A 14899-nucleotide genomic window follows, 5' to 3' on the forward strand; every position below is an offset into this window, starting at 1 on the left:
AATAGAGAGAGATAGCGAAACTTCTGCTATCTCTTTCTAATATTAGTAAAGGAAAAACTAGAAATAGGATGTGATCTCCGTGATCAAAAAAAATCAAACGACATTCGCTTGTATACTAATTTTATTATTTGGATGTGTGCTGTTCTATACGGGAACCGATGGATTACGGGCATTTACTGCAGAAACAGCGAGAGTAAACCAACTAATAGAGGATAAGCCAGCATTTCCAGATGTAACATTTGAGGATAGCGAGGGGCGGACATATCCTATTTCTGAGTTTGAAGATAAATATGTGTTCATCACCTTTATTTACACAGCCTGTACAACAGTTTGTCCACAATTAGAAATGAATATGGCACAAGTATATGAGCAGATTCCTCAAGAATACATCGGTAAAGATATCGTCTTTTTAAGTATAAGCTTCGATCCCACAAGGGACGATCCAGCAACTTTAAGTAAATATCGCACCTTCTTTGGATCCGACGGAGAAACATGGAGAATGGCTAGGATTTCGAACGAAACGGAATTACAAACCTTACTAGATACATTTGGTGTAATCGTAATCCCTGATGGAAAAGGAAACTTTGCACATAACTCAGCCTTTTATTTAGTGGATCCCAATGGTTTACTGATTGAAGTAATGGATTATCAGGAAATTGATCAAGCCGCTACAAAGGTGACTAGTATTTTAGAAAATAAGGGGGAATAGGGCTATGAAACAATTTTTAATCGGACTAGGACTGTTATTTGTATTAGCGCTTCCTCCTGTTGCTAATTTACTAGAGTCAATCATGATCATCCATATGCACATGCAAATGCCTTCAATTGTAATTGCTGGATTTTTTATGGGTAAACTGTTTCAACAAAAATTCCCGCAGTTTTTTGAAAAATGGAACCAAAACGGAATACCAGGGATTTTGTTATTCATTGTAATCATGGTGTATTGGACAATACCAAAAACAATGGATGAGACATTAACGATTACAAGCATGGAAGTATTTAAATTTCTTAGTTTATCTTTTTTAGCGGGAGTTCCGTTACGAGATAGCTGGAAGAAACTAAGTGAACGTGCAAAAAATCTCGTCTTTATCTTTTTTACATTGAAATACTTGGGTATGGGCGTGTTATATATAAATACAAATATGCAACTATGTAATAATTACCTCGTAATCGATCAAATCACTCTGGGCTGGGGCTTTATTACAACCGCGATTTGTATTGTCATTTATTTGGTTTATAACAATTATACGGACCAATCAATCTATAAAGAATAGGTGAGAGAAGCTGCTGGTGCAGCTTCTTCTTTTTTATAGTATTCTGATTGACATGCTTTAAAATAAGGTTCAGAATAATAGCAATAAATAACTAAAAAAGGGTGAGATAGATGGTAAAACGGTTTGAGACAAAATTAATACATAGTATAGAAAAAGCGAAATTACCTATTAGAAGCAAGGTAACACCAATTTATCAAACATCGGCTTTTACCTTTGATAATCTTGAAGATTTAGAGGGTTATTACCAAGGAGAAGGAAATTACTTATATTCGCGAACTGGAAATCCAAATACGGACGAGCTTGGTCAAATGGTAGCAGCAATTGAAGGAGCACCAGCCGGTATCGCGACATCTTCAGGACTATCTGCAATTTTAGCTGGAATTCTGTCTGTTGCAAAAAGTGGAGACCATATCGTCGCAGCAGAGGACGTATATGGGGGAAGCTTTCATCTTCTACACGAAGAGTTGCGTAATCTAGGCGTGGAAACAACCTTTGTTTCCTTTGCAGACCTTGAACAAGTAGAAAAGGCCATCCAACCGAATACAAAACTGCTTTATACTGAATCGATTACAAATCCACTTTTACGAGTAGAAAACCTACCAGCAGTGGTCGAACTTGCGAAACGGAACAACTTAGTCACTGTCGTAGATAACACATTCGCGACACCATATCATTGCAACCCATATGAGCTTGGGGTGGAGGTAGTTGTTCACAGTGCGACAAAATATATTGGTGGACACAGTGATGTAACTTCGGGAGTTGTTGTGGGAAGAGAGGACTTGGTTGCAAAAGCGCGTGCAAAAGTTGTGAATATAGGTGCAAATGTAAGTCCTTTTGAAGCTTGGCTTACAACTCGTGGCTTAAAAACATTGGCCGTTCGCATGCAGGTACAGTCTTCAAATGCTCGAAAACTTGCGGACGCTTTGCGTAACAATCCTAATATAGCAAGAGTGTACTATCCGTTTGAGGCAGAAGCTACAGGATATGGAGCAATGGTATCTATCGAACTTGCAAAAACTGTTGATGTGAACCAATTTTTCAAATCGATAGGCTGGGTGAAGCTAGTTCCTACATTAGCTGGAGTTGAGACAACTGTGTCTCATCCTCTAAAGACTTCCCATCGTGCACTACCGCCAGAGGCACTGGAATCATTAGGAATTACAAACGAACTTGTGCGAATCTCGGTGGGGATCGAACATTTCGAAGATATCATTTCTGTATTTGAACAAGCTATCGAAAATTCATTGAGATAAACAAAACGAGTATCCGTAGAAATTCAAAAATAATTTTGAATAGCACCCTTATTTGCAACTTGACGATAGGCTACTGTCGTCGTGCGAATAAGGGTGTTGTTAGTTTGCTTATCAATTCTCGAAGAACTTTTTAGTCCTTCATGATATCACATTTACTTTTTTTTGGATTTTGCGAATGGTTTTAATCTAGCGATGTTTAAGAAAGCATACGCAATTCTATTTTACGTATGCTTTTATCGCTTTTTTTCTCAAAAATGATACGCAAATGGATAATATTTGTATTTTTTATCTCTTTTGAAATCATTTATACCACTTTATGGATTTTGCGAATGATTTTAATCTAGCGATGTTTAAGAAAGCATACGCAATTCTGTTTTACGTATGCATTTTTCGCTTTTTTTCTTAAAAATGATACACAAGTGGATTATTTTTACATTTTTTAATTCTTTCAAAATCATTTACACCATTTTTTGGATTTTGCGAATGTTTTTAATCTAGCAATGTATAAAAAAGCATACGCATTTTTATCTTACGTTTGTCCCTTTTAAAGCATCCTTTTACCTGAAAAATCTTGCAAGCTCCTCGGTTGAGTAATTTTCCTTTATACCCGGTTTGTTATCAAGATACTGAATGATTTCCTCTTTAGAATAATATTCTTTAAGACCTGAAATAATCGTATCCAAATATTCATAGGAAGGTTTATTATAAGCAATAGCATCTATATCCCAAGTGGCAGTAAACGTAAAAATTGGATAACCGCCATCATCACCAAGATACAGAATTCTCCCATACCACGCCTTTTCACGGAATATCATCGAACCTGATTCTTTCACTTTTTGCAAATCGATATCAAACTGCATACCGCTATTCTCTTGTTTTAACACATCAATAAACTGCTCAGATGTAATTAAATACTTCTTGCTATAGGTAGCGGCATTCTCATTAGGGGATCCATCAATAAAAGCAACACCCTTTGAGTCCCATCTCCGAGCTTCCTTTGCAAAATATAATGGGTAAGGGATGGTAAAGATTCCTTCATCAATTGGAGATGAGGGATCTTTACACCCAACCTCCGTTTCAGTAGAACCTTTAGGTCTGCCACCTTTTATGTAACAAAGAAATCGTTCCCTGTTAATATTTGAGCCATAACTCGCATACCAGACATATTGTTTCACTAGAACCACCAGCCTTTAACTATTAATCATACGTCGAAATCCCTTTCTTGAATAGTACAAAACAAAAGCTACACTTTTCCTAGAATCTATAACATATTATTGATTCGACTTATTTCAACTCATTTCCCGAGCAATATTTGTACAAAAAAGGGGGAATATGTTGATATTTGTAAGATCTTAGATAACGAGTAAAGTGTGTAATTAAGACAAGGATATCTCACCTAGGCTTTTTAATTCCATATTTTTTTAACCGATATTGGAGGTTTTGACGACTCATGCGAAGTGCTTCGGCAGTCTTTGTGATATTAAAATGATAGTGTTCAAGTACCTGTTTTAGGTATAAGGTTTCTGCTTCCTCCATGTAATTGTCTAACGGCTGAACCTCTGTGAGCACAGAAGGTTGTGGAATTGTTTTTGTAGGTACAGGTTTAATATGTGTTTTTTTTCGAAAATGCATGGGGAGATGGTTATAAGAAATCGTATCCTCATAGGTAATGATATTTAATGCTCCCTCTATAATATGCTCTAGCTCCCGAACATTCCCAGGCCAATCATATTGAATCAATGTCTGTAATACCTCATCAGCTATGTTGGTTACTTGCAAACCAAACAGATGATTATATTTTTCCATAAAAGCAAAAGCGAGTTCCTTAATGTCTTTTTTCCGATTTCGTAATGGTGGAATAAAAAGGGTTACAACACCTAATCTGTAATATAAATCCTTTCGAAGTCTACCCTCTGAAATGGCATCAATGGGGTCCTCGTTCATTGTAGCCAGGATCCTCACATCCATTTTTTTATCCTTTGTGTCACCCACTCTTCGTACCATTTTTTCTTGAATAACTCGTAGAAGCTTTGCTTGTAGAGCAGGATTCAATGAATTAATCTCATCTAAAAGCAAAGTGCCTCCTTCTGCTTGTTCAAATAAACCTGGGCGATCAATGGCACCTGTAAAAGCTCCTTTTTTTGTACCGAAAAGGAGACCCTCAATTAGATTATCCGGTAAAGCGGCACAATTTTGAGAAATAAAAGGGGCAGATGACCTGCTGCTTCCATTGTGAATACTTTGAGCAAAAAGCTCTTTTCCTGTACCGGTATCTCCAATAATGAGAACGGAGGAACTTGTCCTGGTAGCACGTTTGCTAGCTTCAATAACCTCCGAGATTGCAGCGCTTTTTCCTATGATGCTATCAAATGTATAATGAGTATCACTTCTCCGATTCATATTTTCACGTAATAATTTCTCAACTTTTGTAACATCACGGGCAATTTCCATCGCTCCAATTCGATGTTTACCATCCATAATCGGGATTGTGTTATTGATGGTTGTGATTTCCTGACCACGATTGTTGTAATAGGTCTGTTTAGCATTATTTATGGAAACACCCGTTTTAAGTACTTGAAGCAACGTACTATCCTCGTTTTTGTGAAATGAAAAAACATCAACAAGCTTTTTGTTTAGAACATCACCTTGGTTCATCCCCTCAATCTGAGCCATCTTTTGATTATAAATAATCGTTGTGCCTTGAGAATCAACGACGTGTATACCAACGTCCACTTCATTCACTAATTGCTCAGTTGCTTTGTTTTTTAATAACTCAACTTGTTTCATGATATCCCCACCTTTTTCCTTAATTCCTATTATAAGAGAAATAAAAAAAGGGGCAAATTATATTTGCATTAACTTAGGAAAACTGAAAAGGATTTTTGCGCAAAAAACATAGTAAGTGCAAAGGAAACTTGCATTCACTAAAGGAGATTAATAAATTATCTTATTTCTTAAGCTGGTCATTTGTATGAAAAATTGAGTATAATGTGCTCTTTTTAAAGAAAAAGATGAAAAATACTCCTATCTGAGAAGTTTGGCATGATTCTTGCATAAAATAGTAGACAAGAAGAAATTCTCATTAGAACTATAACTACTGGAGGTTAAATAGATGGCTCAAATTAAAGGCGACTCAAAAACAATCATTGATCAAACGGAAAAGTTTGGTGCAAATAACTATCATCCACTACCAATTGTCATTTCAAATGCAGAAGGCGTATGGGTAGAGGATCCTGAAGGAAACAAATATATGGATATGTTAAGTGCGTATTCTGCAGTTAACCAAGGTCACCGTCATCCCAAAATCATTCAAGCTTTAAAGGATCAGGCGGATCGCGTTACACTAACATCACGAGCATTTCATAATGACCAGCTTGGTCCATGGTATGAATTAATTTGTAAAATGACAAATAAAGAAATGGCACTACCGATGAACACAGGGGCAGAAGCTGTTGAAACAGCTATTAAAGCGGCACGTAGATGGGCATATGATGTTAAGGGAGTAAAGGATAATCAAGCTGAAATCATCGCGTGTATTGGAAATTTCCATGGGCGTACAATGACGGCCGTTTCGTTATCTTCTGAAGAAGAATATAAGCGTGGATTCGGTCCAATGCTACCGGGAATTAAGCTAGTTCCTTATGGTGACATTGAAGCACTAGAAAATGCGATAACTGAAAATACAGCAGCATTTCTCTTTGAACCCATTCAAGGAGAGGCTGGGATCATTATTCCGCCAGAAGGTTTTCTTAAGAAAGCTTTTGAAACATGTAAACAAAACAATGTCCTGTTTATTGCGGATGAAATACAAGCGGGGCTTTGTCGTTCTGGAAAAATGTTTGCATGTGAATGGGATGATGTAGAGCCTGATATGTATATTTTAGGTAAAGCATTAGGAGGCGGGGTATTTCCAATATCCTGTGTCGTTGCCAATAAAGACGTCTTAGGTGTATTTAACCCAGGTTCTCACGGTTCTACATTTGGAGGAAACCCAATAGCTTGTGCGGTTTCCATTGCTTCGCTAAACGTTTTAATTGAGGAAAATTTAGCACAGCGTTCTCTTGAACTTGGTGAAGATTTCTTAAATCAACTAAAAGAGATAAAAAATCCAATCATTAAAGAAGTCAGAGGTCGTGGCTTGTTTATCGGAGTTGAACTAACAGAAGCTGCACGCCCGTATTGTGAAGCATTAAAGCAGGAGGGGCTCCTCTGTAAAGAAACCCATGACACGGTCATCCGATTTGCTCCTCCTTTAATCGTAACGAAAGAAGAGTTAGATTGGGCAATCGAACGAATTGCGAAAGTTCTAGGATAATCATGTAGTGTCTTATATCTAAAGAACCCCCTTGGTTCCATCATGGGGGTTCTTCTTTTTAAAATGCTTTCATTAAGGCATTTCGTCTTCTTTCACTCGGTTCTTAAAAGCTTCATGAGAGACAATGCCTTCCATTTGTTCAAATTGTCGACTATGGTCTTTTTCTTCACTTATGCTGTTCTTTGGAAAGTTGCCAGGATGGCCTTTTTCTTTGTGGTTAAAGCTTTTTCCGCGACCCATATTCATTTCTCCTTTCAGATGCTATCCTTCGTAGTTTTTGCATTCATGGGTTTTGTATGTATTCCGGATTAATTGGTAAATCGCGGAAAGTAGGGCTTACCTCCTAATATTTGTAATATGCGAATAATGACCGTACGTGATCGTATGAATGAGGACTTAGATTATGATGAAATCGCGTTGGTGTTTAAGGGGATCGCAAGTGGCGGTTCCTTTTTCCTTTTAATGATATGATGGGTAAAAAGATAAAATAGAAAGAAGGGATACCGTGCTCATATTATCAGAATCTCAAATTCGATCGTTATATTCTATGTCGGATGCAATTCAAGATTTAGAAGCTGCACTTATACACAATCTTGATGGTAAGGTAATGAATCCTCATCGAACGGTTCTGGACTTTCCAGAAAAAGAAGCATCTGCTTTATACATGCCAAGCTCAATGGAACCGGTTGGAAAATCGGCCGTCAAGGTTGTGACCATTTTTCCGCAGAATCCTTCCGTTGGAAAGAAAACGACACAAGGTGTCATTTTACTAAGTGATACTGAAAATGGAGAGCATCTCGCCTGTATCAATGCTTCGTATTTAACTCGTTTGCGGACCGGGGCTGTTAGTGGAATTGCAACAAAGCATTTAGCGAAAAAAGACGCTTCATCTGTTGCTGTAATTGGAACGGGTGCGATGGCAGAGGAGCAGCTACAAGCGGTTTTAGAGGTACGTGAGATAAAGGAAATCATGCTATATAACCGAACAAAAGAAAAGACTAGAATGTTTGAAAAAAGAATTGAAGAATTAAGCCCGGGATATACGGGTTCGATTGCAATCATGGATCATCCTGATCAAGCGGTTTCTAAAGCAGATATTGTTATCTGTGCGACTCGATCCGAAACGCCTGTTTTTTCAGGGAGATCATTACAGCCTGGAACCCATATAAACGGGGTTGGCTCATATCTTCCGCATATGCAAGAAGTCGGTGAAGAGACGGTCTTGAAGTGTTCGAAGATCGTTGTGGATACGATTGAAGGGGTAAAAAATGAGGCAGGTGATTTGATTATTCCGGCGGAAAAAGGGCTATGGAATTTCTCGCACTTACATGGCGAATTAGGAGAACTCGCTTCAGGAAAGATTATAGGTCGTGAAGACAACGAGGAGATTACATTTTTTAAATCCGTTGGAATCGCCTATTTTGATCTCGCGGTAGCAGCTGCAGTCTATGAGAAAGCATTGAAGATAGGGGTAGGCACTCAGGTTGAAATTTAGGTAAATAATTGGGGGAGAAGAATAGCACTCCCTCCATTTTTTTACAAACACCACTTATTATAGCGATTGATACTCTTTGCTATATCCTGTAGCATTCGCAAGTCTTTTAAGTTGTTTGTTTAGATATTGTCGATCAAGTGATAGCAATTCCCCTTTATTAATTCTCTCTACCACAAACTGGGCAAAGTCCCATATCGTCTTTCTAGAGTGTTGGGAAGAATCGGCGATCGAAGTAAGTACACGAAATACTGCCAAAAGTATCGTTACATCATGGACACCATAACTGAGTATTTGAGAAAAGCTTTTATATAAATAATCAGAATAAGTTGGCTGGTCAAAAATAACACGAAGGTTTCTATTTTTATCATTAAAATAGGATTTAGGTAAGTGCTTTTTACTCAGTTTTATTAAAATTCCACCTAAATTATCAATGCAGTTAATAGCTGTATTGGGATCATTTATTGCGGGTGAAAGTGCTCGTATAGCGATTTCTACAATTTTTGTCATACCAAGCTCGATGTTGGGAAAAGGCGATTGCTTTGAACCGATAGTGATAAATGTTTTATAATCCATTAATGAAGTTTCTTCTTTTTTACCCCAGATTGATAGGACAACCGTCTCCTCATCCACAAAATCATTGATGTTTCTTTCAACTCGAATAATACAGTCATCATGATAAGCTTGTTCAATAATTCCATTAATATCAATAGATTGTATATACCCTGCTTTGTCCAAAAAAATTGGTTGAGGATTTATATGCTTAATTTCCTCACCTTCCCAATCATCCCAAGGAGGATCTTCGGTAACATCCTTCAAGTCAGCTAGATCATTCTCAATTCTTTTTGTTGTCCTTTGCGTAATATTGTAAATAAGATTACTTACTTGAATCCAGCTTGTTACATGATGGATGAAGAAAACAAATACAAATAAGCAAACGATTGAAATCGCAATGGCTAGTGAAGGAACAATATATCTCGTACCAGAACCAGTATCCTCTAAGACAAGTAGTAATACAATGGAATAAACAAAACCACCTACAAACGTTCCTAAAACACGCTGAGTGCTATGGTTTGTAATAAAGTTCTGAAGTGTCCGTGGAGAAAAGTTAGATAGATAGGTCGTTAATACGACTAGGATTGTTGAAAATGTTATGGTTGTAATGGTCAATAATGAAGCAGAAATGGTACTTAAAATGGTACGAGCTAGGCTAATATCTGTAAAGAGCGCGCTTGGAATGATGTGTTGAAGGGCGCTTTGTTTCATAAAAATTGCTTCTAGCTTTATACTAAGAAGTGCCATTAAAAAAGCAACAAAGCCATACAAGGTAGGAAGATACATGAAGTTTGAACGAATTTTTAAAAACAGGTTGGTAAAAGACATAGATATCCTCCTTAAGAGAAGTGAATATATATAGTTTTTTACCAAATAGAGGTATTATTCATTGTACCAGGAATGATGTTTCAGAATATCAAAGAGCATACGTGGAGGGAATATTTTAATGAACACAAATGATGCACAATTCTACATATCACATCTCGGGCTTGAGCCACATCCAGAGGGCGGGTTTTACAAACAAATCTTTGCTTCAGGTGTGACGATTCATACTGAGCAAGATAAACAAAGAAAACTATATACAAGTATTTATTTTTTACTGAGATCTGAAGACATCTCTCATTTACATAGATTGAAATCAGATGAGCTCTGGTATTACCATGGGGGAAGTTCCTTAACCGTACATATGATTGACGAACAAGGAGAATACAAGGAAGTAAACCTTGGCCTAAAGCTTGACGAGGGAGAGGTTCCGCAAGTTCTTGTGCCAAAAAACTCAATATTCGGGTCTTCAGTTAAAGAAGAAAATACATTTTCACTTGTTGGCTGCATGGTTTCTCCGGGATTTGAATTCGAGGATTTTGAATTATTCTCACAAGAGGAATTACTAAAAGAGTATCCGCAGCATGAGGAGGTCATTCGCAGGCTCGCGTTGGAAAAGAAATAGAGTAGAATAATAAAACGGCTGTTTTACGATATATAACAGCCATTTATTGCATGACAGAATCACGTTCAAACAAACGTTTGATTGAAATTCAAATTGCCTGAGCCACTTAGTATAGGGTGCTAAACAAACGTTTGTTTGAAATGAGTATTGCAAAATGAAACAGATTGTTTTGAAACCATATTTCAATAATATTTTCAAACGCCTATCCTTTAACTTTGGAAGGCGTTTTTTTACTGATTTAAAGCGTTTATCGTGTACTGGGAATTCTTGAGAAAGAGGCATAGAATATTCTACATTATAGATAGACTGAATTTTCAAAAATGCGGAGGGGTTAGGGTGAAAAGAAGAACGGCAGAACCATATAAAATTAAAGCGGTAGAGCCATTAGCGATGTTAACTTATGCGGAACGGAAAGAGGCGCTAAAACGGGCCGGCTATAATACGTTTTTAATTGATTCTCAGGATGTCTATATTGACCTTCTAACAGATAGCGGGACGAGTGCAATGAGTGACAGGCAATGGGGTGCTCTAATGGTTGGTGACGAAGCCTATGCGGGGAGTAAAAGCTGGAAGAAACTCGAGCAGGCTGTTAGAGAGATTTATGGATATAAGTATGTGTTGCCGACTCACCAGGGACGTGGTGCAGAAAACATTTTATCTCAGCTGAAAATAAAACAAGGTGATGTCGTACCAGGAAATATGTATTTTACAACAACACGTGCCCACCAGGAGCTAAACGGGGCAAGATTTGTTGATATCATCATTGATGAAGCACATGATTCAACGACAGAGCATCCTTTTAAAGGGAATGTGGATCTTACTAAATTAAAGTCGCTCATTCAAGAGGTTGGAGCAGAACGGATTCCTTATGTTTGTGTGGCGGTAACCGTGAATATGGCTGGTGGACAGCCGGTTAGCATGGAGAACATGAGAGAGGTTTATTACCTATGTAAGAGCTTTGGAATTGATGTGATGTTTGATGCTACAAGATGTGTAGAGAATGCCTATTTTATTAAGGAAAGAGAAGCGGGATATGAAAGTCATCGGATTAAGGATATTTTAAAGGAGATGTTTTCGTATTCAGATGGTTGTACGATGAGTGGTAAAAAAGATTGTTTAGTGAATATTGGCGGCTTTTTGGCAATGAATGATGAGGAGTTATATGCAAGGTCGCGTGAGTTGGTGGTTGTTTATGAAGGGATGCCATCTTATGGCGGCATGGCGGGACGCGATATGGAAGCGATGGCACAAGGAATCTATGAATCTGTCGATGACCATTATATCCATCACCGGATTCAACAGGTCCGTTATCTTGGTCAGCAGTTAATTGAAGCAGGGGTACCTGTTGTTCAACCAATTGGGGGCCATGCTGTTTATTTGGACGCAAGAAAATTTTTATCTCATTTAAATCAAGAAGAGTTTCCTGCACAAGCATTGGCAGCGGCACTTTATTTAGATTCAGGTGTTAGAGCGATGGAGAGAGGGATTGTCTCAGCGGGTCGAAATAAGGAAACGGGAGAACATAACAAACCGAAGCTAGAGCTCGTTCGTTTAACGATACCTAGAAGAGTCTATACGAATAATCACATGGATGTTGTCGCTGATTCCGTGATTGCACTCTTTGAAAAGAGACATCAGATAAGTGGTTTGCGAATGGATTATGAACCTCCTACGTTACGATTCTTTAATGCGAGGTTTTCACCACTTTCAAAGAACTTAGAATTGATGCCAGAATAATAAAATGAAAGCCAGCCCTATTTAGATCTGGGGCTGGCAATTTTTATTTTCCTTTTACTAGGTAAGGACGGGAATTTTCCCATTTAACCTGAACTGGGAGATTAAAATAGTCTGATAGAGTCTCGCTTGTAATGATTTGATCGGTTTGCCCTGAAGTAAATACTTCACCACTTTTTAAAAGCAAAGTTTTCGTAAACACAGGAAGAATTTCTTCCACATGGTGGGTAACATATATAATCGTTGGTGCATCTTCTTTGATGGCTAGTCTTTCGATGGAATCTAGTAATTGCTCTCTGGCGATAAAATCTAACCCATTGGTAGGTTCGTCCAAAATAAGTATGGATGGATCTGCCATTAACGCGCGTGCAATTAATACTCGTTGTTTTTCACCTTGGGACAGGGTCGAATATTCACGGTTTGCATAGGCAAGACATCCTAGTTCTACAAGAAGTCTCTTTGCCTTTTCTCTCATGTCGTCCGTAGGGGTATCATACAGGCCAATGGATGCAAAAGCTCCACTTAAAACAACCTCAAACGCATTATCAGTAGGGTAGAACTTTTCTTGTAAGGAAGCAGACACAAAGCCAATTTTCTTCCTGAGTTCCTCACCTAAATAAACCTTCCCGAACTTAAACCCAAGTACAGTCGCATTTCCGCTAGTAGGGAAATTATAGGCGTTGATTAAATCCAATAATGCAGTCTTACCAGAACCATTTAACCCATAAAGCACCCAGTGCTCGCCTTGTTCTATCTGCCAATTAATATTCTGTAGGATGAGCGCATCATCACGTTGTAGTGTAACATTCATCAAATCTAAAACCACCATAGATCCCTCCTTGTTTAATAAATTAATAATATCAAATAATTCAGATAAAGGTGTACTAGAAATTAAAAGAAGCGAGGCAAAAGATAATGGTTTTTGAACCATGTAGGGCGGTACTAGTTGTTTGAGTAAGCCTGTAAATGCACCCTTTACATAATCTTTACAATGGCTTTACATAGCTTGATTATAATGAAATAGGTTAAAAGTCTCGGATTTGGGGGTTCTACATATGGGAATAAAGTTGCGAAAGCCAAAAATGCCAGATAAAGAGAGTGATGGTGGAAAAAGCCTTTTTCAAACGTTTCTGCAAAAGATCAATTTAAGTGCACGGTTATTTATCCTGTTTGTTTCTTTACTTGTAATTTCTGTAGTAACGGTTGGAACAATCTCATACATAAAGGCTAAAGAAATGACAATTGAGTCGATTGAAAATAGATTAGTAAGTGAAGCAGAGCTAATGGGATATATTGCAGAAAGTTTAAAATTTGTTTATGTCAGTGAAGATGATTATTTTATGCAACAGATAGATGGGAATGTACGAATGCAGCAGGATAAGCTTGAAGGAGATGGGATGCAAGCGGAATTTTTCTATATAAAGAATGAAGAAGTAGTACCTTTCAAGGTGAGTAAAGATGCGATTCCTGCTATTTCAGAAAAAACAATCACTACACTTGTTGATCTCAAAGATGGAGTTATTCATGAGAGAATTAATGGCGATGATTACACGATTTCGTTTCATAGGATTGAAGAAATAGGCGGAATTTATGGAATCCTCATTCCGACGAAATCCTATACAGGTCCGATTAACCAAATGGCCTATTTTACATTACTAGTGATGGCGATCAGTATCGTAGTGATGACGGTCGTGATTATCCTATTAGTGCGAACCATTGTAAAACCATTAAGTGCCTTGCGTAATACGATGAAAGAAGTAAGGGAAGGGAATCTCAAGCACTCCGTTGATATACGTACAACGATTCCTGAAATTACTTCATTGAATAAAAGCTATAATGCAATGATTGATCAAATGAGAAGTATGCTTAATGAATTGAAGACTTCAACGAAAGAACTAGAAACAACTGGCGATGAATTAAATGTTTCATCTAGGGATGCACTTGAATCAAGTCATCAATTAATCTCGGCGATCGATACAGTAAGACAAGGTGCGGAGCATACTGCAAGCAGCTCTGAGAAGAGTGCTTACGGTTTTAGGACCATGTCAAATCGGATCGTGGATATTATGAGAAACATGGAAACTGTCATTGGTAGCTCAAAGAGTATGAATCTCTCAGCTGGCCGCGGTGAACAAAATATTGGTCAGTTGATTGCAACGATCCAATCATTTGAAAGTGACTTCAATCGTCTTACAAAGACAATTAGAGAAGTGAAAGAGTATTCACTTGAAATTACATCGCTTGTGGAATTAGTTACGGATATCGCGAAACAAACAAAACTATTAGCTTTAAATGCAACGATTGAGGCAGCCCGAGCAGGTGATGCCGGGAAAGGATTTGCTGTCGTAGCACAAGAGGTTCAGAAGCTTGCCGAGCAATCAACGAAGGCAACTGATGAAATTACAAATGCTATTACAAAAATGGAATCTATTACAATATTGGCTTCAAAGGAATTTGACCAAATGCTTATTCAGATAAATTCCAACCTTCAATTAGCAAATGACTCCAAAATCTCAATTAATGAGTTAATGCAGGGGATTTACGAGGTCAGTGGAAACATTGAAACGATGCAGGAAGAAATAACGGGACTCGAGAGTATTGTTCCAGAACTACAGCAATCTGTTACTCAATTCTCATCTGTGTCACAGGAGACATTAGCGAGCGCCGAAGAAATGTTAGCTTTTAGTGAAAGTCAAATTCAACAAATGGAAAATACAAACGGGGTAGGAAAAAGACTGCATACTCTGTCCAAGTCTCTTTTAGAAATAACCCAACGTTTTCACGTCAAATAAGGTAAGTTGAGCTCTAGGTCACTTTACAAAATTAAAT

The 14899-nt window shown here is 37.8% G+C and carries 13 protein-coding genes; 8 read left to right on the forward strand and 5 right to left on the reverse strand.

The window, feature by feature from the left end:
• The first annotated feature begins 79 nt into the window (after positions 1-79).
• The 3 genes from CKK03_RS02050 to CKK03_RS02060 all read left to right on the forward strand — a co-directional run bounded on the left by CKK03_RS02050 (position 80) and on the right by CKK03_RS02060 (position 2527).
• Positions 80-709: an SCO family protein gene (locus CKK03_RS02050; protein ID WP_099360972.1), complete on the forward strand. Its 630-nt coding sequence runs from the start codon at positions 80-82 to the stop codon at positions 707-709.
• A gap of 4 nt (positions 710-713) precedes the next feature.
• Positions 714-1274, forward strand: a complete 561-nt coding sequence (locus tag CKK03_RS02055; RefSeq protein ID WP_099360973.1) for a hypothetical protein — start codon at positions 714-716, stop codon at positions 1272-1274.
• A gap of 110 nt (positions 1275-1384) precedes the next feature.
• Complete coding sequence (locus CKK03_RS02060; RefSeq protein ID WP_099360974.1) at positions 1385-2527, forward strand: trans-sulfuration enzyme family protein; 1143 nt, start codon at positions 1385-1387, stop codon at positions 2525-2527.
• A gap of 557 nt (positions 2528-3084) precedes the next feature.
• Here the strand turns inward: CKK03_RS02060 and CKK03_RS02065 are convergent.
• Both CKK03_RS02065 and CKK03_RS02070 read right to left on the reverse strand, forming a co-directional pair.
• A complete protein-coding gene (locus CKK03_RS02065) occupies positions 3085-3702 on the reverse strand; it encodes a hypothetical protein (RefSeq protein WP_099360975.1) in 618 nt (205 codons plus the stop codon).
• 217 nt (positions 3703-3919) lie between these two features.
• Entirely contained in the window at positions 3920-5314 is a 1395-nt protein-coding gene (locus CKK03_RS02070) for a sigma-54 interaction domain-containing protein (RefSeq protein ID WP_099360976.1), read from the reverse strand.
• Between the two features lie 325 nt (positions 5315-5639).
• Between CKK03_RS02070 and CKK03_RS02075 the strand changes: the two genes are divergently transcribed.
• Positions 5640-6842: an ornithine--oxo-acid transaminase gene (locus CKK03_RS02075; RefSeq protein WP_099360977.1), complete on the forward strand. Its 1203-nt coding sequence runs from the start codon at positions 5640-5642 to the stop codon at positions 6840-6842.
• A 72-nt stretch (positions 6843-6914) separates the two neighbouring features.
• Here CKK03_RS02075 and CKK03_RS23555 read toward each other — a convergent pair whose 3' ends face one another.
• Positions 6915-7082, reverse strand: coding sequence for a hypothetical protein (locus CKK03_RS23555; RefSeq protein WP_165439160.1), 168 nt, complete (start codon positions 7080-7082; stop codon positions 6915-6917).
• A gap of 265 nt (positions 7083-7347) precedes the next feature.
• Here CKK03_RS23555 and CKK03_RS02080 point away from each other — a divergent pair, with 265 nt between their 5' ends.
• Complete coding sequence (locus CKK03_RS02080; RefSeq protein WP_099360978.1) at positions 7348-8337, forward strand: ornithine cyclodeaminase family protein; 990 nt, start codon at positions 7348-7350, stop codon at positions 8335-8337.
• Positions 8338-8394: 57 nt separating this feature from the next.
• On the opposite strand, the gene CKK03_RS02085 is transcribed toward CKK03_RS02080, so the two are convergent.
• Positions 8395-9717 (reverse strand): DUF2254 domain-containing protein, encoded by a 1323-nt coding sequence (locus CKK03_RS02085; protein WP_099360979.1) that lies wholly within the window; start codon positions 9715-9717, stop codon positions 8395-8397.
• 118 nt (positions 9718-9835) lie between these two features.
• Here CKK03_RS02085 and CKK03_RS02090 point away from each other — a divergent pair, with 118 nt between their 5' ends.
• Together CKK03_RS02090 and CKK03_RS02095 are read left to right on the forward strand one after the other, a co-directional pair.
• Entirely contained in the window at positions 9836-10336 is a 501-nt protein-coding gene (locus CKK03_RS02090) for a cupin domain-containing protein (RefSeq protein WP_099360980.1), read from the forward strand.
• A 336-nt stretch (positions 10337-10672) separates the two neighbouring features.
• Complete coding sequence (locus CKK03_RS02095; RefSeq protein WP_099360981.1) at positions 10673-12073, forward strand: tyrosine phenol-lyase; 1401 nt, start codon at positions 10673-10675, stop codon at positions 12071-12073.
• Between the two features lie 43 nt (positions 12074-12116).
• Here the strand turns inward: CKK03_RS02095 and CKK03_RS02100 are convergent, their stop codons facing one another.
• Positions 12117-12896 carry an ABC transporter ATP-binding protein gene (locus CKK03_RS02100; RefSeq protein ID WP_099361164.1) on the reverse strand — a complete coding sequence of 260 codons (780 nt, stop codon included), beginning with the start codon at positions 12894-12896 and terminating at the stop codon, positions 12117-12119.
• Between the two features lie 229 nt (positions 12897-13125).
• Between CKK03_RS02100 and CKK03_RS02105 the strand changes: the two genes are divergently transcribed.
• Positions 13126-14862, forward strand: a complete 1737-nt coding sequence (locus CKK03_RS02105; protein ID WP_245863957.1) for a methyl-accepting chemotaxis protein — start codon at positions 13126-13128, stop codon at positions 14860-14862.
• Positions 14863-14899 lie beyond the last annotated feature (37 nt).

The organism is Fredinandcohnia onubensis (genome assembly GCF_002734215.1).
Lineage (GTDB): Bacteria > Bacillota > Bacilli > Bacillales > Bacillaceae_L > Ferdinandcohnia > Ferdinandcohnia onubensis.